Source organism: Marivita lacus, from assembly GCF_014637725.1.
In the GTDB taxonomy this organism is placed as follows: Bacteria; Pseudomonadota; Alphaproteobacteria; order Rhodobacterales; family Rhodobacteraceae; genus Marivita; species Marivita lacus.
Genome location: NZ_BMFC01000020.1, coordinates 1 through 18,182, shown reverse-complemented (window position 1 = coordinate 18,182; position 18,182 = coordinate 1). Strand labels below are relative to the sequence as shown.

The window sequence follows — 18,182 nt, the reverse complement described above, 5'->3', positions numbered from 1 at the left end:
ATGGATCTGGAACGGATGCGTGCGCTTCTGGCCGCCCTGCAGGAGGCGCGGTACGCAGGTGTCCGCTCGGTCAGCTATGACGGCAAGAGCATCACCTACGGCTCGGACGTGGAACTGGCGAATGCCATCGCCGATCTGGAAACCCGCATTGCCACGGCCACATCCGGCACGCCACGTCGTCGGCGCTGGGGCACTGTCGCCACGAAGGGCCTGTGATGGCATTCGACGCTTTCCGCCAGCGCATCGGCAGCATCATCGGCGGGTTTGATGCCGCACAAGCCCATCGTCGCCTGCGCGGGTTCCGCGCCAGCCGCGCCCATGTGAACACGCTGATCGCCGCCTCGGGCGACACCATCACCGCCCGCGCGCGCTGGCTGGTGCGGAACAATGGCTATGCCGCCAATGCCGTGGAATCCTTCGCCAGCAATGTCGTTGGCGATGGGATCAAGCCGTCGTCGTCGATTGCCGATGCGGCGCTGAAGGAACAGCTGCAGGCGTTGTGGCTGGCCTGGACCGACGATGCCGACGCCGAGGGGCTGACGGATTTCTACGGGCTGCAGCGTCGTGCCGCGCGCGAGGTCTTCCTGTCGGGCGAGGTCTTCATCCGCATCCGGCCGCGCCGGGCCGAAGACGGTCTGACGGTGCCCCTGCAACTTCAGATGCTGCCAACTGAGATGCTGCCGCTCGACATGAACCGCACCCTGCCCGGTGCAGGTCTGATCCGACAGGGCATCGAGTTTGACGGCATCGGCCGCCGTGTCGCCTATCACTTCCTGCGCCGCCATCCGGGTGATCTGACCGATCCGGGGCTGGCAGGGGAAACCGTGCGCGTGCCAGCCGCGGACGTGATCCATGTCCTCGACCCCGTAGAGGCAGGCCAACTGCGCGGCGTGTCGCGGTTTGCCGCCGCCATCGTCAAGCTGTTCACGCTCGACCTCTATGACGACGCCGAACTGGAGCGAAAGAAGATCGCCGCGATGTTTGCGATGTTCATCACCTCACCGGCGCCGGAAACCCCGCTGGAGCCGACCGAGGAGGATCTCGAGGTCGAACCCGGCCAGGTGGTGCGGTTGGATCCCGGCGAGGATGTCTCAACCCCTGCCACACCGGACTCGGGCGGCACCTATGAGCCGTTCCAGTACCGGACCTTGCTGCAGATCAGCGCCGCGCTGGGCATTCCTTACGGCTATCTGACCGGGGACACGGCCAAGGGCAACTTCTCCAACACGCGGATCAGCCTGATCGAGTTCCGCCGCCGCATCTCGGCCTGGCAGCATGGTGTGCTGGTCTACCAGCTGTGCCGTGCCGTCTGGGTGCGCTGGATGGACGTGGCTGTGCTGTCGGGCGCGATGGACCTGCCCGGTTATGACAGCCAGCGGCGGTCCTATCAGGCCTGCGCCTGGCTGCCCACCAAATGGGACTGGATCGATCCGATGAAGGACGCCTCGGCCGAGATCCTGCAGATCGAAGCAGGCCTGAAATCCCGCACGCAAGCCCTGGCCGAGCGCGGCTACGACGCTGAACAGGTCGACCGCGAGATCGCCGCCGAGCGCAAAAGAGAATTGGCGCTGGGTCTCGACTTCCGCCGTCCCGGATCGCCGGCGCAGGGGCCGGGCGCCGGTGAGGCGAAAGATCGGGATCAGGACAGCGGCAGGGACGACGAGGCCGACGAGACCGGCGATGAAGAACCGGACCCCAAGGAGGGCGCATGATGCACCACGCCCAGATCGCGCAGCGCGCCTTCAACACACCCTTGATGGTTGACCCGGCCAAGGCGCTGGCGTTTCTTTCCGGGCTGGGGCCGCGCATCACCGGCCAGGAGATCACCTTTTTGGGGCTGGACGTCGACGCATCCAATCCAACAGTAGCCACTCCGGGTAACCGCGCCTCGCTCTTCGGTACTGATCTGGCATTGCGTCACCAGCGCAATGGCTCCCAGCCCTATGCGCTGCTCGACGGCATCGCGGTGATCGAAATCGCGGGCACACTGGTGCATCGCGGCGCGTGGATCGGCCAATCCTCTGGCGTGACGTCCTATGAGGGGATCGCGGCCCAGCTGCACGCGGCTCTCGACGATCCCGGCGTGCGCGGCATTGCGCTCGACATCGACAGCTTCGGTGGGGAGGTCGCGGGGGCCTTTGATCTGGCAGATCGGATTCGGGCGGCGCGGGCTCAGAAGCCGGTGCAGGCCTTTGTCGCCGAACATGCGCTGTCGGCAGGCTATGTCCTCGCCTCACAGGCCGACCGCATCATCCTGCCGCGCACCGGGGCGGTGGGCAGCATCGGAGTGGTGGCGCTGCACACCGACATGAGCGGGGCGCTGGACCAGAAGGGCATCGCGGTCACGCTGATCCACGCCGGTGCCCACAAGGTCGATGCGAACCCGTATCAGCCTCTACCAGAGGCGGTGCACGATCAGATGCAGCGCGAGTTGGAGGTGGTGCGATTCCTTTTCGCCGAAACCGTCGCTGCCGGTCGTGGGGATCGGCTGACCCAAATTGCAGCCTTGGCCACCGAAGCTGCGGTGTTCCGCGGGGCCGATGCCATCGCCGCCGGTCTGGCCGACGATCTCGCCGATCCCGTCACCGCCTTCCGCGCTTTCGCCGCCGCCCCTCGCGACACCATGTCCTCCAGCAGAAAGGGTCCACAGATGACCAACACGCCTGAAACTTCCCTAGAGACAACGGAACCAGTTTCTGCACCTCCTGTTGCAACGCCCGCGATCGCGGCCGCGCCAGAAACTCCGACCACGACGGCCAATGCTGCGCCCACCGCCATGACTGCCGACGCCGTGCGCACCGAGGCGGCCGAGGTGGCTCAGGTCTGTGCGCAGGCCGCCCGGTTGGGTGTGCAGATCGACGCCGCCGATGCCGTCACCAAGGGCCTCAAACCCGAAGCCCTGCGTGCCCGCGTTCTGGCGGACCTTGCCGCACGCAGCGATGCGGCGGAGATCATCGCCACTGCCCCGGCCGCAGCTGCTGCCAAAGACAGCCCGATCATTGCCGCTGCCAGAAAGGCGGCGAATGACGCAAAGCGCTGAACCAGCGTCAGGTGGTCGACCCACCCCCTACCAACCTCCCACCAACATGGAGACTGACCAATGCCCGTCCTGACGGAACAGCCCAGCATGGGCGATGTCCTCAAATATGAGGTCAATCCGAACTACACCCGCGAGGTGATCACCCTGCTGCAAGGCATACCCTACCCGGTTGGTTCCGTGCTGGGCAAGATCACCGCCAGCAGCAAATACACCCTGTCGCCCGCAACCGGCTCGGACGGTTCGCAGATCGCCAGCGCCGTTCTGCTCTACGCCGTCGATGCCACGCTGGCCGATGCCGAGGGCATTGTGGTTGCGCGCGGCCCCTCGATCGTCTCGCGCGCAGGCCTCGCCTACGGCGCCACCGTCGATGACGGCACCAAGATCACCGCCAAGCTCGCCCAGCTTGCCGCCGTCGGCATCATCGCCCGCGACGGCGTCTGACGCGAGCTGCCACNACGCCGGCGGCTATTCGCTGGCCGAGATGACGCAGGCCATCAACATCCTGCCCAACCTCTACACCCGCCTTGGCCAGATCGGCCTCTTCCGTTTCGAAGGCGTCACCCAGCGCTCGGTGATCATTGAGCAATTCGAGGGTGTGCTGAACCTGCTGCCTTCGGTTCCGCTGGGTGGCCCGGCCACCGTCGGCACCCGCGAAGGCCGCTCGATGCGGTCCTTCGCCCTACCCTGGATCCCGCATGATGATGTGATCCTGCCGGCTGACATCCAGGGCCAGCCCGCGCTGGGCGTCTTCGATGGGGCCGACCCGCTCGTCGAGGTGATGAACCGCAAGCTGCAACTGATGCGCCGCAAGCACGCCCAGACCCGCGAATACATGGAGATGAACGCGCTGCGCGGCATCGTGAAGGACGGTGCGGGCACCACCCTCTACAACTACTTCACCGAATTCGGGCTGGCGCAAATCTCGGTAGACTTCCTGTTCGGTACCGCTGGCACAAACGTGCAGGGCAAGGTCCGCGAGGTTCTGCGGGCGATGGAAGACAACCTGCTGGGCGAAAGCATGACGGATGTGCATGCGCTGGTCAGTCGGGAGTTCTTCGACAAGCTGATCGCACATCCCAAGACCGAAGAGGCCTACAAGTTCTACGCCGCCACCGGTGCGCAGCCTCTGCGCCAGGACGTCCGCCGCAACTTTCCCTTCGCAGGCATTGTCTTCGAGGAATATGCGGGCACCGTTACCCTCTCGACCAAGGCAACCGAGCGCCTGATCCCGGCCAGCGAGGGCATCGCATTCCCGCTTGGCACGATGGACACGTTCACCACCTATGGCGGCCCGGCCAACCTCCTGGAGGCGGCCAACACCCTCGGCCTGCCGCTCTACGCCCGCCAGCATCTCGACGAAAAGGGTCGCTGGATCGACCTGATGACCGAGGCCTCGATCCTACCGGTCAACAAGCGGCCGCGCATCGCGATCCGCCTGCACAGCTCGAACTGACGAGCAAACCATGACCGTCTTCGCCGCCGCCATGGACCGCATCTTTGCCAATCCGTCCATGGCAGTCGCCGCGCTCTGGATCTCGAGCACCACTTCGGAAGAACGCCCCATCCACGTGTTCCGCCGTGCCCCGGATCGGATCACCGAATTTGGTGCGGGCCGCTTTGTCAGCGACACCACGATGGTGGATGTCCGCGTGTCCGACCTGCCCGATCCCCGCACCGGTGATCTGATTGTCATCGGTGCTGACAGCTATACAGTTCAGGGCGAGCCAGTGCGAGACCGCGAGCGGCTGGTCTGGACCATCGATCTGAGGCCGGCGTGATAGCGAAACAGGCAATGATCGGCTTTTTAGAAGCGGCTCCAGGCCTTCTGGAAGGAGCTTGAGATGTTCTCCCAGGCACTTTCCATGCCTTTGCGCATGTCGTCCCAAGCGGCATCGCTGGCTGCCTGTGCTTCTTTCAGCTTGGCCTGAGCTTCGTCGCGCTGAGTGCGCATCTCTGCAAGCTGTTTCTCGAATTTCGCCTGGTTCTCGGCCTCAGCGGCCTTGGCCTTGGCCTGCATCTTGTCGATTTCGGCGTTCCACTCGTCCAGTTTTGCCTTCATTTTCTTCACGTACGCGTCGCGATCCATCTTTTTCTCCTTCATGTTTTGCAGGGAGTATCACACATGCGCCCCAAAGGCGAATTGCTGGACCAATGAAACTCAGGCTCAACATCGATCCCGACATCGTCGCGATGATGGCGGCCGAGGTCGCGGCAGGAGAGCGCGCCGTCACGGCCGCCATGCGCGAGGCTGGGACCGGGCTGAAGTCGGCCTGGCGGCTGCAGATCACCGGCGCGGGGCTCGGGCCCCGGCTCGCCAACTCGATCCGGAGCCAGAACTTCCCGAGGTCGGGCGAAAGCCTCGATACTGCGGCGCTGGTCTGGTCAAAGGCGCCGGTCATCGTGGGCGCGCATGACACCGGCCCGCTGATCCGCTCGAAGAACGGGTTCTGGCTGGCGATCCCGCTGCCCGCCGCGGGCAAGTCCCTGCGCGGCGGCCGGATCACGCCCGGCGAATGGGAACGGCGACGCGGGCTGCGGCTACGGTTCGTCTATCGCCGTACCGGCCCGAGCCTGCTGGTAGCAGAGGGACGGCTGAACACCAAGGGCCAGGCAGTAGTGTCGCGCTCGAAGACCGGGCGCGGCAAGGTCACCGCGCCGATCTTCCTGCTGGTGCCGCAGGTCAAGCTGCCGAAGCGGCTGGACTTGGCGCGGGATGCGGACCGGGCGCTGGACAGCGTGCCGGGGCTGATCGTGGCGAATTGGGTTGAAAGGCGCTTTGATCAATGACGTTGGTTGAAGGCTTTCAGTTATTCGATATGTGCGCGCATTTTTTGCTCACCTCAACGGCCCCGAAGTGGCTAATCTGGTTCCAGCTTTAATCACCGGGCTTAGCACAAATCGGTAGTTCGTCTCGGAGCGCCGTAAATACATCCGCATCTGAGTAGATTCCGGGGGTGCTCGCAAAACGGTCAAACAGATAAAAAAGCCGTGCGTGTTTCCAGCTAGCAATTTCTCGACACTTAAAATCCTCGGATCCTGTCTCTCCACACATTGACCAACATTCTGGACGGTAAACGAAAGCTCCTCGAAGCGTTGCCTGTATCGAAGCAAAAAATGCATCGTCGCGACCTCGATCTGACTTCAAATCGGAGGAATTGCCTATGCCGCACCACTTTTCCTGCAAGGATCGTTTACCTGCGTTGCGGGCAGATGACATGAAGTTGGTTATGGAGGCGATGGGCCCGATGCCGCGCAAAGCGCTGACCGCAATGGTTGACTATGGACTAAGTGATGTTGAGATCAGCAGGTACTATAGTGTCCCGCTTGCCGCAGTTACATCATTACGGCATCATTTCGGCATCGCCGACGATCGGTAGTCCGGCAACCCATTGGAACGACGGTATTTGCCGCAACCTTCGTCAAGACACCGAGGCGGTTGTGCAGAGTGTCGACCGTGACGCTGCCTTCGACGCCCTAAGTGCCAGTGCGCCCTCGGAGTCGAGGCCAAATTCCTCATTTTCCGCACGATAGCGAGAATTCATGCCCACCCCTCGCGAAACCATCCTCACCGCGCTGCACGCGCGGCTCTTGGCGCTACCCGCCACCGCCCTGCGCGGTGAGGTGCTGCCCGAGCGCGTTCCTACCGGGGGGCTGCTGATCCTGCGCGACGGCGAACCGGGAGAGCCCGAGGTGACGCTGTCGCCGCTGCGATACCACTACCAGCACCGCGCCGAGATCGAGGCGGTTGTGCAGGGAGCCGATCGTGACGTGGCGTTCGACACGTTGACCGCCGGCATCGGTGAAACAGTCACCGCCGACCGCACACTCGGCGGGCTTTGCGACTGGGTCGAGGCGGAAGCGCCGCGTCCACTTGATCTGCCAGTCGAAGGCGCGGCACCTCTGAAAGCAGCCGTGATCCCGGTTGTGCTACACTATTCCACGGCCGATCCGCTGGGGTAGTGAGCGGCCCACTGAATGCCACATTCAGCTGATCCGCCTCACTCCCGGTTGTGCTTCATTTCCCTTCGACCGATCAGCCGGCTCACCTGAGGGGCTTCACTCTTTTGGAAACGGCTGTCGGTTGCACTTGCCTTCCACCACAGCGCCGCTCTCGATGCTCAGGCTTTCATATGTGATGTCACCAATCACCGTCGCACTTGAATGCAGCTTTACGCTGCCGCCAGTGACCTGGCCGTGAAAGTGTCCCTTGATGGCAACGCTTGCGGCATGGAGATCGCCTTCCACCTCGCCCGTCGTTTCGATGACGATCGCTGTCGCGTCAACGCGGCCCTTGACGTAACCGGGCAGTTCGACCGTGCCAGGAAAATAAAGCTCGCCGGTGATGCGGGAGCCTTCCCCAAGATGCGAGCGGCCACCCGTGCTGGTTGCCGGAAACTTGTCATCCATCACAGTCTTCCTTTTTGACTTTCGGCCTCGTTCGAGGGCCATCCGGATCAACATACAGGAGAAATCACCATGGCACGAGCCCAGGGGGCGCGGGCGCTGATGGCGCTTGCGTTCGAGACGACCTATGGCACCCCGCCTGCGAGCGGCTTCACCCGCATGCCCTTCGCCCGGGCAACCTTAGGGTCTGAACAGCCGCTGCTGGACTCCGAACTGCTGGGCTATGGCCGCGATCCGCTGGCGCCGATCAAGGACGCGGTGACAGCCGATGGAGATGTCGTCGTGCCGCTCGACGCCGAAGCCTTCGGGTTCTGGCTGAAAGCCGCCTTCGGCTCGCCGACGACCACAGGCGCGGAGGCGCCCTACACCCATGAGTTCCAATCCGGGTCCTGGACGCTGCCCAGCATGTCGATCGAGACCGGCATGCCCGAGGTCCCGCGGTACGCGATGTATTCCGGCTGCGTGCTCGACCAGATCACCTGGCAGATGCAGCGCTCGGGGCTGCTCACCGCAACGGCCCGGCTGGTGGCGCAGGGCGAGACGGTCGGCACTACGACGAGTGCAGGCACGCCTGCCGGTCTCGAATTGCAGCGCTTCGGCCATTTCAACGGAGCGATCACGCGCAACGGGACGGCGCTGGGCAATGTGGTTTCAGCCGAGATCACCTATTCCAACAATCTCGACCGGATCGAAACCATCCGGGGCGACGGACGCATCGACGGCGCTGACCCGACCATGGCGGCGCTGACCGGCCGGATCGAGGTGCGCTTCGCCGACCAGACGCTGGTAAGCCAAGCGATCAATGGCGAGGTTTGCGAGATGGAATTCGCCTACGTCCTGCCCTCGGGCGAAAACTTCACCTTCACCGCCCATGCCGTCTATCTACCCCGCCCGCGCATCGAAATCGCCGGGCCGCAAGGCGTGCAGGCCAGTTTCGACTGGCAAGCCGCCCGCGCCACAAGCCCCGCCCGCATGTGCACTGCCGTTCTCGTCAACACCCTTGCAGGATACTGATCATGATCCGACTGAACCTGACCGCCACTCCCGAATGGCTGGACCTCGCCCCTGGCCTGCGCCTGCTCGTCAGCCCCCTGACCACTGCCCTGATGGTCTCGGCACGCGCCGATCCCGCCATAGAGGGTCTGCCGGAAGAGGCTGGCCAGGAGGACCTGGCGCTGGCCATGGCCAAATCCGTCGCCCGGCGCGCGGTGCTGGATTGGGAGGGTGTTGGCGATGACGCGGGCAATGTCATCCCCGTTTCTCCCGAGGGCATCGACGCGCTGCTGGAAATCTGGCCGGTCTTCGAGGCCTTCCAGATGCAATACGTCGCGCGCGGCCTGTTGCTGGATCAGGAAAAAAACGTCTGCGCGCCCTTGCCGACTGGTCCTTCGGCGGGGGCGAGCGGTACTGCGCAGCCTGCCAAAAAGCTTGCGAAGACTGCCCTGCGCGGCTGAACCGGCCGCTGACCTATGACGGTTGGCAGGTCTGGGATCTTGTCGGCCGCCTTGGTGGGCAGCTGCGCGCCATCCCCGGTGCGGTGCTGGGTTGGGACATGGGTGCGGCGCTCGCACTGGCCCGCGCGCTCGGGATCAACACCCTGATCGCCGCCGAACTGCTGCCCGAGATCGAGGCAGTCATGGTGCGCAAACTCAACGAACAGATGGAAGAAGACCGCGATGGCTGAAAAGCGTGTGTCTGTCCGCCTTGTGGCGGAGGGCGGCCGACAGGTGCGCGCCGAACTGGAAGGCATCGGCGAAGCCGGCGCCCGGGGCTTTGGCCGCCTGTCGCGCGAGATGGATATGGCCAATGCGCGCGTGGCGGCGTTTGCCCGTCGCGCCACACTGGCGGCTGCGGCCACCACCACCGCGCTGGCGGCCGCCGGTGTGGCGATGATCCGCTCCGGCCTGCAGACCGTCGATGCGCAGGCGAAGCTCGCGCAATCTCTGGGGACCACTGTCGCTTCGATCCAGACGCTTGAGCGTGCGGGAGAGCTGGCGGGCGTGTCGATGTCCGGGATCGAACAGGCGACGAAGGACCTGACCCGCCGTCTCAGCCAGGCGGCCGCCGGGACCGGCCCTGCCGCCGATGCGCTGGACCGGCTCGGGCTCTCGGCCAACGAGCTGATCGCGTTGCCGCTGGACCAGCGTGTCGGTGCGATCAACGCGGCCATCGAGAGCTTCGTGCCTGCCGCCGAGCGCGCCGCCGTCGCGGGGCAACTCTTCGGCGAGGAAGGCTCGATCGCCATGAGCCGGATCGACTCCGCGACGCTGCGCCAGGCAACGGAGGACGTGCTTGCCTTCGGGGTTGTCGTCTCGGAGCAGGATGCCGACCAGATCGAGAGGACCAACGATGCCATCTCCCGGCTGGGGTTGATCTGGCGCGGGCTGTCGAACCAGCTCGCCGTAGCCGCGGCACCCGCACTGGAGGCCGTCGCAGACGCCATGGCGGCGGTCGCCAGCAGGACCGGCCCGCTCGGCATCGCGATCCGCGGGCTGTTCGACAACATCGGGCGGCTGACCACCTATGCCCTCACCTTCGCAGGCATCATGGCCGGGCGCTGGGTGGTGGGCATGGCCGCTGCAGCGCTCTCGGTGCGTGGTCTCGCCACCGCGCTTGTCGTCCTGCGCGGGGCGCTGATCCGCACCGGAATTGGCGCGCTGATCGTGGGTGCGGGCGAGATGGTCTATCAGTTCTCGGAGCTGGTTTCTCGTGTCGGCGGCGTGGGCGAAGCGTTCCGGCTGCTGGGTGATCTGGCGAGGGAGGTCTGGTCGCGCATGGGGCTGTCGCTCGACGCGGCCTTCGCCGACATGGCCGCTGGCTGGGAGGGGCTGAAGGCGGCAGGGCTTTCGGCGCTGGAGGGAACGATCGCAGGCGTCGTCAGCTTTGGTGACCGGACAGCGGCGATCTTCCAGGGGGCTTACGAGGCCGCTGTCGCCATCTGGGGCAGCCTGCCCGGCGCCATCGGCGACTTTGCGTTTCAGGCGGCGAACGGGCTGATCTCCGGCGTTGAGGCGATGTTGAATGGTGTCGTCACCCGCATCAACACGTTCATCAACGGCTTGAACGCAGCGCTTGCCTTGCTTCCCGAGTGGGCCACCGGTGAGGGCGGCGTGCGGATCGGCACGCTCGACCCTGTGGGACTGAGCCGGATCGGCAATCCCTTTCAGGGGGCCGCGACCACAGCAGGTGCGGCAGCAGCTGACGCTTTCTCGTCGGCACTATCGCGTACCTATCTTGAGCCACCGGACCTCGGGCTCGGTGCGATGGCTGAAGATGCGCGCGCCCGGGCAGACGGGTATCGCGAAGCGGCAGGAATGTTGACCGATGCCGCCGGTCGACCGCTGGCAAGTTGGCAGGCGCTGCGCAAGGCCATGACCGGCACTGGAGCAGATTCTGAAGCAGCGCTGGCGGATGCCGCGAGTTCTGCAAATGCACTGGCAGCAGGACTGAATGACACCGCTACCGCAGCAGATGGTGCGGGTGGTGCTGCGCGCAACGCTGGGGCAACGGCCGCAGAGGGCGCGGAAACGGCACTGACCGGCTGGCAAGCCGTCACAGCGACGCTTACCGACTATGCGGCCAAAGCACGTGATATCGGCGGTGATATCGGGAGCACGCTGGTCGGGGCATTCCAGAGCGCCGAGACGGCCGTGGGTAACTTCGTAAAGACCGGCAAGCTCGACTTCCGCGATCTGGTCACCTCGATGATCGCCGATCTCGCCAAACTGGCGGCGCGACGGTTCATCCATGGACCGATCGCCAATGCGCTTTCAGGCGCGCTGGGCAGCGCAGGCGGCATATTCGCCGACATCCTGCATGCGGGCGGCATGGTCGGATCACCGGGTCCGGGCCGGATGGTTCCCGCCTTTGCTTTCGCCGCTGCCCCGCGCATGCATGCCGGTGGCTGGGCGGGACTGCGCCCTGACGAGGTGCCTGCGATCCTGCAGCGCGGCGAGCGGGTGCTGTCGCGACGCGAGGCGCAGAGCTACGGCGCGGGCGGCGGGGTCAACGTCACAATCATGGCCCGGGATGCCGAGAGCTTCCGTCAATCGCGCACGCAGATCGCGGCCGACATCGCGCGCGCTGTGTCGCTCGGGCGGAGAGGCATGTGATGTTTCACGAGGTCCGGTTCCCCGACAACATCAGTCGCGGCGCGCGCGGCGGGCCGGAACGGCGCACCCAGATCGTCGAACTTGCCTCGGGCGACGAGGAACGCAACGCCAGCTGGGCCAACTCGCGCCGCCGCTACGACGTCACCTACGGCATCCGCCGGGCCGACGATCTGGCGGCGGTCGTCGCCTTTTTCGAAGCGCGCAATGGCCGCCTGCACGGCTTCCGGTTCAAGGACTGGGGCGATTACAAATCCACCCTGCCGTCGCAGGCTGTTGTCCCAACCGACCAGATCATTGGCACTGGCGACGGCACGACGACCGCGTTCCAGCTGGTGAAGCACTACACCTCGGGCGCGCAATCCTGGACGCGCGCCATCGCCAAGCCGGTCGCGGGCACCGTGCGCATCGCGCTGTCGGGCGTCGAGGAGCTCTCCGGCTGGTCGGTCGACACCACCACCGGCATCGTCACCTTCGACACTGCGCCTGGTTCCGGCGTCGCCATCACCGCGGGCTTCGAGCTCGACGTGCCGGTCCGCTTCGACACAGATGCGCTCGACGTGACGCTCGACCTCGAGCGGCTCGGCTCAATCACCTCCATTCCGCTTCTGGAGATCCGGCGATGAAGAACTTGGATCCTGCCCTGCAGGCCCATCTCGACGAGGGCACGACGACGCTCGCCTGGTGCTGGCGGATCACGCGCGCCGATGGGGTAGCATTTGGCTTCACCGACCACGACCTGACGCTCACCTTCGATGGGACGGAGTTCGAGCCGGAGAGCGGGCTCACGGCATCCGAAGTCCGCTCTGGCTCGGACCTGTCGGTCGATGCGCAGGACGCGGAAGGCGTGCTGACCTCGGATCGCGTTACCGAGACCGACATTCTCGACGGCCGCTGGGACAATGCCGAGGTGGAGGTCTGGCGGGTGAACTGGGCCGATCCGGGCCAGCGCGTGCTGATGCGGCGCGGGGCCATCGGGCAGATCAGGCGCGGGCGGCTGGCTTTCGTCGCCGAGGTGCGCTCGCTCGCCCACGTGCTGGGCCAGACGGTCGGGCGGACGTTTCAGGCCACCTGCGATGCAGCGCTCGGCGATGCCCGCTGTGGTGTCGATCTGGAGAGCCCAGTGTTCAAGGGCACGGGCACCGTGATCGACCTTCTACGTGACCGAGCCTTCACCGCCTCGGGGCTCGGCGGTTTCTATTCCGGATGGTTCACCTTCGGCACCATTGAATGGACCAGCGGCGCGAACACCGGGCGGCGCGCAGAAGTGCTGGGCCATGACGTCACCGACGGCATTGCGGTGCTGACGCTGCTGGAACCGCCAGTGCGGTCCATTGCCGAAAGTGATGCCTTCACCATCCGCGCGGGCTGCGACAAGCGGATAGAAACCTGCGGCGCGAAGTTCGCGAACACGGCCAACTTCCGCGGCTTCCCGCACATCCCCGGCCAGGATGCGGTCCTGCGCTATGCATCACCAGACGGTGGTCACGAGGGAAGCGTGCTGTGACGCAACCCCTCGCATTGGCCGACCCCGCGCGCGTCATCGCCATCGCGCGGTCATGGCTCGGCACGCCATATCACGACCAGGCCAGCCTGCGCGGCGTCGGCTGTGACTGCCTCGGGCTGGCCCGGGGCGTCTGGCGCGAGGTCGTCGGCCCCGAGCCGTTCCCGATCCCGCCCTATTGCCGCGACTGGGGCGAGACAGGGCCGCGCGAGGTTCTGGCCGAGGGCGCGCGGCGCATGATGACCGAGGTGCCGCCCGCCGAGGCAGGTCCCGGCGCGCTGGTGCTGTTCCGCATGAAACTGCGCGCGACGCCCAAGCATGTCGGGATCCTCACCGGCTCCAACAGCTTCATCCACGCCCGCGAGCGGCTCGGCGTGATCGAGGAACCGCTCACCTCATCCTGGCGGCGGCGCATCGCCTTCGCCTTCCTGTTTCCGCAAGGCTGAGACCCCCGACATGGCCACCCTGGTTCTCGGCCCGGCCGGTGCCGCCATTGGCGGTTCGATCGGCGGCGCGATCCTCGGCGTCAGCGCATCGAGGGCGCGCAGCTCGACAGCCTGCGCATTACCTTATCCACCGAAGGCGCGGTCATCCCAATGAGGACACTGACAGCTGACTGCCGCAAAGCCCGAAATTTCGTCCTGTTTGCCGGAAACGGTGACCCTACAATGACTGCCCAGAGCCCACCTCCGTCTCGCCGTCAAGCGCCGCGTTGCAGCTTCACCAGACCGGTCAATCACCGCAGGCGCACCATCGGAGACAGGCGAGCAGCGACACGCGGGATAAAGCAATCTGCGGTCTGGAAATTTTGCTGAGAGCGGGTCCACGCATCCTGGTATCCCTACATGATGCAGCCTTGGTGCCGGCGGCCCATTGCTTATCGAGCTCAACCAGCGTAAGACGACAGGTCCGTTGTGGTCGGCGCGCTCCGTCGAGCCCCGCATTGGCCCGGATCACTGCCTCAAAAACCGAACACCCGGAGGAAAAATCGCTGATGCAGGCGGGACAAGATTGCAGCCGGCGGACTGCCCGTTCAGTCCAGCAGTTTCCGAAGTTCGCAGTTCAGGGCGGACCGGCCAAACGGTTTTGCCAACCATCCCAGCTCAGCAAAATTGGTCATTTCGGCAGTCAGGACTGGGTCTGCATGCCCGGACATCAGGACAATCTTCAGCGTCTTGTCTGCGGAACGTGCCAGCTTGGCCAACGCCACGCCTGTCTTGTCGCGATCCAACATGATGTCACTGAGCAGCAGGTCGATCTTGGGTTCTTCCTGGAGGATCAGCTGAGCCTCGGGTACACTGGCTGCACTTCGGACCTCGTATCCAAGACTCCTCAACTGGTCGGTGACTGTAGAGCGCACGTCGGCTGCGTTCTCAACCAGCAGTATGGTCTCGCCTTTGCTGCTGGCCGTCCTGTTGGACCTTTTCGCCTTGAGGCTCGCCGGATCCTCATGGTCGGCTGGCGTCAGATACATCTTGACGGTCGTACCCAGTCCGTCGGCGCTTGTGATAATCAGATGGCTTTTCCATTCCTGCATGCTGTCGTGCAGTGTGGTCAGGCCGAGACCGGTACCCTTGCCCACCGGTTTGGTGGTGAAGAACGGCTCCAGTACCTTTTCCATGTCATGTTTCGATATGCCGTGGCCCGTGTCGCGCACCGAAACGGTAACGTAGTCGCCTGGCGGCACGGTCCAATGGCCTTCGGATAGCTGCGACTCCACCCGCTCGGCGGCTGTTTCGAGCACGACATCCCCGCCTTTTGGCATGGCGTCGCGTGAATTGACGATCAGGTTCAACAGGATGTTGTCGAACTTGCTGGGCTCAGCCATCACTGCGGGCAATCCCTCGGACAGGTTACAGCGTAGCGAGATATTCTCGCCCGCGGCCAGGTTCAACAACGGGGTTAGTTCCCTTGCGATCTGGTTGACGTCCACCGGCTTAGAGCGCAGATGGCCCTGCCGGGAAAAGACGAGCATGCGCTGCGTCAATCCGCCGGCCTTTTCGGCCGCGCTCATGGCGTTGGCGAGATGTTTACGCGCGGGATGCTCCTGCGGCAGAGTATCCTCGCTCAACTCCATAGAACCCATCACGACCATCAGCATGTTGTTAAAATCATGCGCCATTACCGTTGCAAATTGGCCGATGGCTTCAAGTCGCTCCGTCCGCGTGGCGACTTCGCGCAGCCACGCCTGCTTTCTTAGTTCGGCCCGGATCAGCAGATAGATGACAAGTGCCGAGAGAGACACAAAGACAGCACCCTTTGTCGTCTGGATCATTCCGGCGCTGCTATTCGCGATAAGTTGTTCGACCAGCCAATCCGACAGGAATATGTAGATCAGGCTGAGACCAGCATAGATCAGTGAGATCCTGAGGGCCGGTTGATAACGCATACGGCATCCCGCAGTGTGTTGGCTACCCTGGCCGACACCTTGACGGCCGCCGGAGCGCATATTGCCAGCATGAACAATGCTCGACTCTCAACGTTCACCAGTTGACTGTAGCTTTCAAGTCTGTGCAGCGCAATTAGGCTGCGCAACCAACTGAACCCGGAATTCCCGGATAGATTGCATTAGTGATTTGCGCCGACGATTTCAGATCATCGGCAGAGGCGAAGCATTTGATCAGTGCATGCTCACAGGTGGCGCGCGGCTGGAGATCAGTCAGCATCGCATTGGGAAACCCAGCTTGATTGGCGTCGCAGTCGGTACATTGCTCATCCACATCTAAGCTCTGTGATGACAGGCAGGCGGGCGCCATCCTCTTTATCGAATTTCGGCAAGAATTATACGCAACCTGGAAAGCGCCTTGGGCGCAGCAGCCGGGTCGATTCAGGCCTCTGGAAGCTGCGGAAAAAACCGTGCAATACGATCCTGCCTGATCAGAAACAAAGTCCCTGGATTGAGTGTTCAGTGCATTTCTGGATCACTCCAGCGCGCGGATGCCCCGATAGGTTGCCAGAAGCCAGTCCACTTCGTTTCCGCTCCGTTCGGCTGCGTCTGCCAGCCTGAATTCCAGACTCGCCGCCACCTTTTGTGGACCATCGGCGGCGCGCTCGTAGGACGCCCTTGCCTCCTTGTGGAACGCCTCATACCTTGCGATGATGTAGTCTCCTCGTTGCATTCCATTATCCCTTTCCAGACATGCGGAGAACTTGGTCAGCGCGACACCCGATCCCGGCCCTGACGGTGCGGCTGTAAAGTCCTGCAGTGCGTCACCCACAAGTCACTTTGCGTGGTTCGCGAGTAGCTCCCGACGAACTCGGTGAATAGGGCCGGAAAATACTCATGGCTGCACCTCAATTCCGCTGCCGGAACTGGCTCGGCTGCAGCGCGATGTGTTAACGGATTGACGTCAGCAGTCATGAGGATACGGGCATGAACCAGCACCACCTGGCAGGTGACGATCCAACTTGCTTGGGAACTGGGCAACCCTCAAATTTCCGATAAACCGCGACCTGCACCGGATGCTTGCATTCCGAATGGCAGCTACCGCCAACAAAGCCAGTGACCTTTGCGAGTGCAGAGAATGAGAACGTCCGGAGTCCGCCGATCCGACCACCTTCAGGGAATGCTGATCGGGAACGCCTTGGTAGCGGTCGATCAGTTGCTACCCACAACCATCTCATGACGCGCGTGGCGGGAACTGCGGGCGAGGCTTGCGTGACCAAGGCCTGAACGCCTTCCCTGATCACAAGACGCCTCTGGTCGATCCTTTCTTTTGTCTGAACTTCATCCTTTGTCTTCGAGTCGTCACCATGGCCACCCTCGTTCTCGGCGCCGCTGGCGCTGCCCTTGGCGGCTCTATCGGTGGCGCGATCCTCGGCGTCAGCGCGGCCACCATCGGTGGCTTTGTCGGCTCCACCGTGGGTTCGTTTGTCGACAGCTGGATCATCTCGTCGCTGGCGCCCACGCAACGCATCGAGGGCGCGCGGCTCGACAGCCTCCGGATCACCTCGGCCACCGAAGGCGCGATCATCCCGCGCCTCTACGGCCGCATGCGCATCGGCGGCAACATCATCTGGGCCACGGATTTCCGCGAGGACACCAGCACCACGACCCAAGGCGGCGGCAAGACCGGCGGCGGCAAGGTCAAGACGACCGAGTATCTGTACTACGCCAGTTTTGCGGTCGCCTTGTGCGAGGGCCCGATCACCGGCATCGGGCGCATCTGGGCCGACGGCAAGCCGATGGACCTCTCCGGCGTCACCTGGCGCTGGTATCCTGGCAACGAGGCGCAGACGGCTGATCCGTTCATCGCCGCAATGATGGGCGCGGAGAGAACGCCCGCCTATCGCGGCACGGCGTACGTGGTCTTCGAGGAGCTGGCGCTTTCCACCTATGGCAACCGCATCCCGCAGCTGAGTTTCGAGGTGTTCCGCCCTCTGGCCGATCCGGATACGGCCGAGGGGCTCACGCAGGCCGTCACCATGATCCCGGCCTCCGGCGAGTTCGCCTACGCGACGACCGCGATCCGCAAGGGCGCAGCGGGCGCGCAGGTACCCGAGAACCTGAACGCATTGGCCGATGCCACCGACATGGTGGAAGCGCTGGACCGGTTGCAGGCGATGGCCCCCAAGGTGGACAGCATCAGCCTTGTCGTCGCGTGGTTCGGCGACGATTTGCGGGCGGGATCGTGCAAGGTGCAGCCCGGCGTCGAGGTCCCAGAGAAGACCACCGACCCGCTGATCTGGAGCGTGAATGGCGTCGCTCGTGCTGACGCACATCTGGTCAGTCGCGATGCGCTTGACCGCCCCGTCTATGGCGGCACGCCAGCGGATTTCGCCGTGGTAGAAGCGATCCGGGAGATGAAGGCGCGCGGGCTGAGAGTGACCTTCTATCCCTTCCTCCTGATGGACGTACCACCCGGCAACACGCTGCCGAACCCGTATTCCGACAATGCAAGTGATACCGGCCAGCCTGTATTCCCCTGGCGGGGGCGGATCACCTGTTCGCCCGCTGCGGGGTTCTCTGGATCGGTGGACAAGACCGCCACGGCCGCTGCGCAGGTTGCCGCCCTGTTCGGGGGTGCCAGCCCCTCGGACTTCACCATCGCCGAGGAGGCTGTCAGCTGGACCGGCACGGCAGAGGACTGGGGCCTGCGCCGCATGGTGCTGCACTACGCCCATC

General features: G+C 64.3%; 19 protein-coding genes and 1 pseudogene. 16 read left to right on the top strand and 4 right to left on the bottom strand.

What is annotated here, in order from left to right:
- The 6 genes from IEV82_RS21320 to IEV82_RS21295 all read left to right on the top strand — a co-directional run bounded on the left by IEV82_RS21320 (position 1) and on the right by IEV82_RS21295 (position 4,818).
- Positions 1–216 (top strand): phage head-tail joining protein, encoded by a 216-nt coding sequence (locus tag IEV82_RS21320; protein WP_188484114.1) that lies wholly within the window; start codon positions 1–3, stop codon positions 214–216.
- On the top strand, positions 216–1,712 hold the full coding sequence (locus IEV82_RS21315) for a phage portal protein (protein WP_188484113.1): 1,497 nt from the start codon (positions 216–218) through the stop codon (positions 1,710–1,712). Before IEV82_RS21320 ends, IEV82_RS21315 begins: the two co-directional genes overlap by 1 nt.
- Positions 1,712–3,040, top strand: a complete 1,329-nt coding sequence (locus IEV82_RS21310) for a S49 family peptidase (RefSeq protein ID WP_188484150.1) — start codon at positions 1,712–1,714, stop codon at positions 3,038–3,040. Before IEV82_RS21315 ends, IEV82_RS21310 begins: the two co-directional genes overlap by 1 nt.
- Positions 3,041–3,100: 60 nt before the next feature.
- A complete protein-coding gene (locus IEV82_RS21305) occupies positions 3,101–3,481 on the top strand; it encodes a head decoration protein (protein ID WP_188484112.1) in 381 nt (126 codons plus the stop codon).
- A 40-nt stretch (positions 3,482–3,521) separates the two neighbouring features.
- Positions 3,522–4,493, top strand: a complete 972-nt coding sequence (locus tag IEV82_RS21300; RefSeq protein WP_188484111.1) for a major capsid protein — start codon at positions 3,522–3,524, stop codon at positions 4,491–4,493.
- Between the two features lie 10 nt (positions 4,494–4,503).
- Complete coding sequence (locus tag IEV82_RS21295) at positions 4,504–4,818, top strand: head-tail joining protein (protein ID WP_188484110.1); 315 nt, start codon at positions 4,504–4,506, stop codon at positions 4,816–4,818.
- A gap of 26 nt (positions 4,819–4,844) precedes the next feature.
- Here the strand turns inward: IEV82_RS21295 and IEV82_RS21290 are convergent, their stop codons facing one another.
- Entirely contained in the window at positions 4,845–5,126 is a 282-nt protein-coding gene (locus tag IEV82_RS21290; RefSeq protein ID WP_188484109.1) for a sll1863 family stress response protein, read from the bottom strand.
- A 65-nt stretch (positions 5,127–5,191) separates the two neighbouring features.
- Here IEV82_RS21290 and IEV82_RS21285 point away from each other — a divergent pair, with 65 nt between their 5' ends.
- Both IEV82_RS21285 and IEV82_RS21280 read left to right on the top strand, forming a co-directional pair.
- Entirely contained in the window at positions 5,192–5,827 is a 636-nt protein-coding gene (locus tag IEV82_RS21285; protein WP_188484108.1) for a DUF6441 family protein, read from the top strand.
- Between the two features lie 753 nt (positions 5,828–6,580).
- The gene (locus IEV82_RS21280; RefSeq protein WP_188484107.1) at positions 6,581–7,000 is read left to right on the top strand and encodes an acyl-CoA transferase; all 420 of its coding nucleotides are present in this window, start codon (positions 6,581–6,583) and stop codon (positions 6,998–7,000) included.
- Positions 7,001–7,096: 96 nt separating this feature from the next.
- On the opposite strand, the gene IEV82_RS21275 is transcribed toward IEV82_RS21280, so the two are convergent.
- Positions 7,097–7,447 (bottom strand): bactofilin family protein, encoded by a 351-nt coding sequence (locus tag IEV82_RS21275; protein ID WP_188484106.1) that lies wholly within the window; start codon positions 7,445–7,447, stop codon positions 7,097–7,099.
- A 69-nt stretch (positions 7,448–7,516) separates the two neighbouring features.
- Between IEV82_RS21275 and IEV82_RS21270 the strand changes: the two genes are divergently transcribed.
- The 7 genes from IEV82_RS21270 (at position 7,517) to IEV82_RS21245 (ending at position 13,503) form a co-directional block, all read left to right on the top strand.
- Positions 7,517–8,458: a phage tail tube protein gene (locus IEV82_RS21270; protein ID WP_188484105.1), complete on the top strand. Its 942-nt coding sequence runs from the start codon at positions 7,517–7,519 to the stop codon at positions 8,456–8,458.
- A gap of 2 nt (positions 8,459–8,460) precedes the next feature.
- Complete coding sequence (locus tag IEV82_RS21265) at positions 8,461–8,898, top strand: phage-derived protein YdaY family protein (RefSeq protein ID WP_188484104.1); 438 nt, start codon at positions 8,461–8,463, stop codon at positions 8,896–8,898.
- Positions 8,899–8,981: 83 nt separating this feature from the next.
- Complete coding sequence (locus IEV82_RS23950) at positions 8,982–9,128, top strand: DUF7697 family protein (RefSeq protein WP_444543194.1); 147 nt, start codon at positions 8,982–8,984, stop codon at positions 9,126–9,128.
- Positions 9,121–11,556: a phage tail tape measure C-terminal domain-containing protein gene (locus tag IEV82_RS21260; RefSeq protein WP_188484103.1), complete on the top strand. Its 2,436-nt coding sequence runs from the start codon at positions 9,121–9,123 to the stop codon at positions 11,554–11,556. The genes IEV82_RS23950 and IEV82_RS21260 overlap by 8 nt, the downstream gene beginning before the upstream one ends.
- The gene (locus IEV82_RS21255; protein WP_188484102.1) at positions 11,553–12,179 is read left to right on the top strand and encodes a DUF2460 domain-containing protein; all 627 of its coding nucleotides are present in this window, start codon (positions 11,553–11,555) and stop codon (positions 12,177–12,179) included. The genes IEV82_RS21260 and IEV82_RS21255 overlap by 4 nt, the downstream gene beginning before the upstream one ends.
- Positions 12,176–13,060, top strand: a complete 885-nt coding sequence (locus IEV82_RS21250) for a phage/gene transfer agent baseplate hub protein (protein WP_188484101.1) — start codon at positions 12,176–12,178, stop codon at positions 13,058–13,060. Before IEV82_RS21255 ends, IEV82_RS21250 begins: the two co-directional genes overlap by 4 nt.
- Positions 13,057–13,503 carry an NlpC/P60 family protein gene (locus IEV82_RS21245; protein WP_188484100.1) on the top strand — a complete coding sequence of 149 codons (447 nt, stop codon included), beginning with the start codon at positions 13,057–13,059 and terminating at the stop codon, positions 13,501–13,503. The genes IEV82_RS21250 and IEV82_RS21245 overlap by 4 nt, the downstream gene beginning before the upstream one ends.
- Before the next feature lie 587 nt (positions 13,504–14,090).
- On the opposite strand, the gene IEV82_RS21240 is transcribed toward IEV82_RS21245, so the two are convergent.
- The gene (locus IEV82_RS21240) at positions 14,091–15,446 is read right to left on the bottom strand and encodes an ATP-binding protein (protein ID WP_188484099.1); all 1,356 of its coding nucleotides are present in this window, start codon (positions 15,444–15,446) and stop codon (positions 14,091–14,093) included.
- A gap of 532 nt (positions 15,447–15,978) precedes the next feature.
- The gene (locus tag IEV82_RS21235) at positions 15,979–16,176 is read right to left on the bottom strand and encodes a hypothetical protein (RefSeq protein ID WP_188484098.1); all 198 of its coding nucleotides are present in this window, start codon (positions 16,174–16,176) and stop codon (positions 15,979–15,981) included.
- 634 nt (positions 16,177–16,810) lie between these two features.
- Here IEV82_RS21235 and IEV82_RS21230 point away from each other — a divergent pair.
- Positions 16,811–18,182: pseudogene (locus IEV82_RS21230) on the top strand (baseplate multidomain protein megatron); the annotation flags it as partial.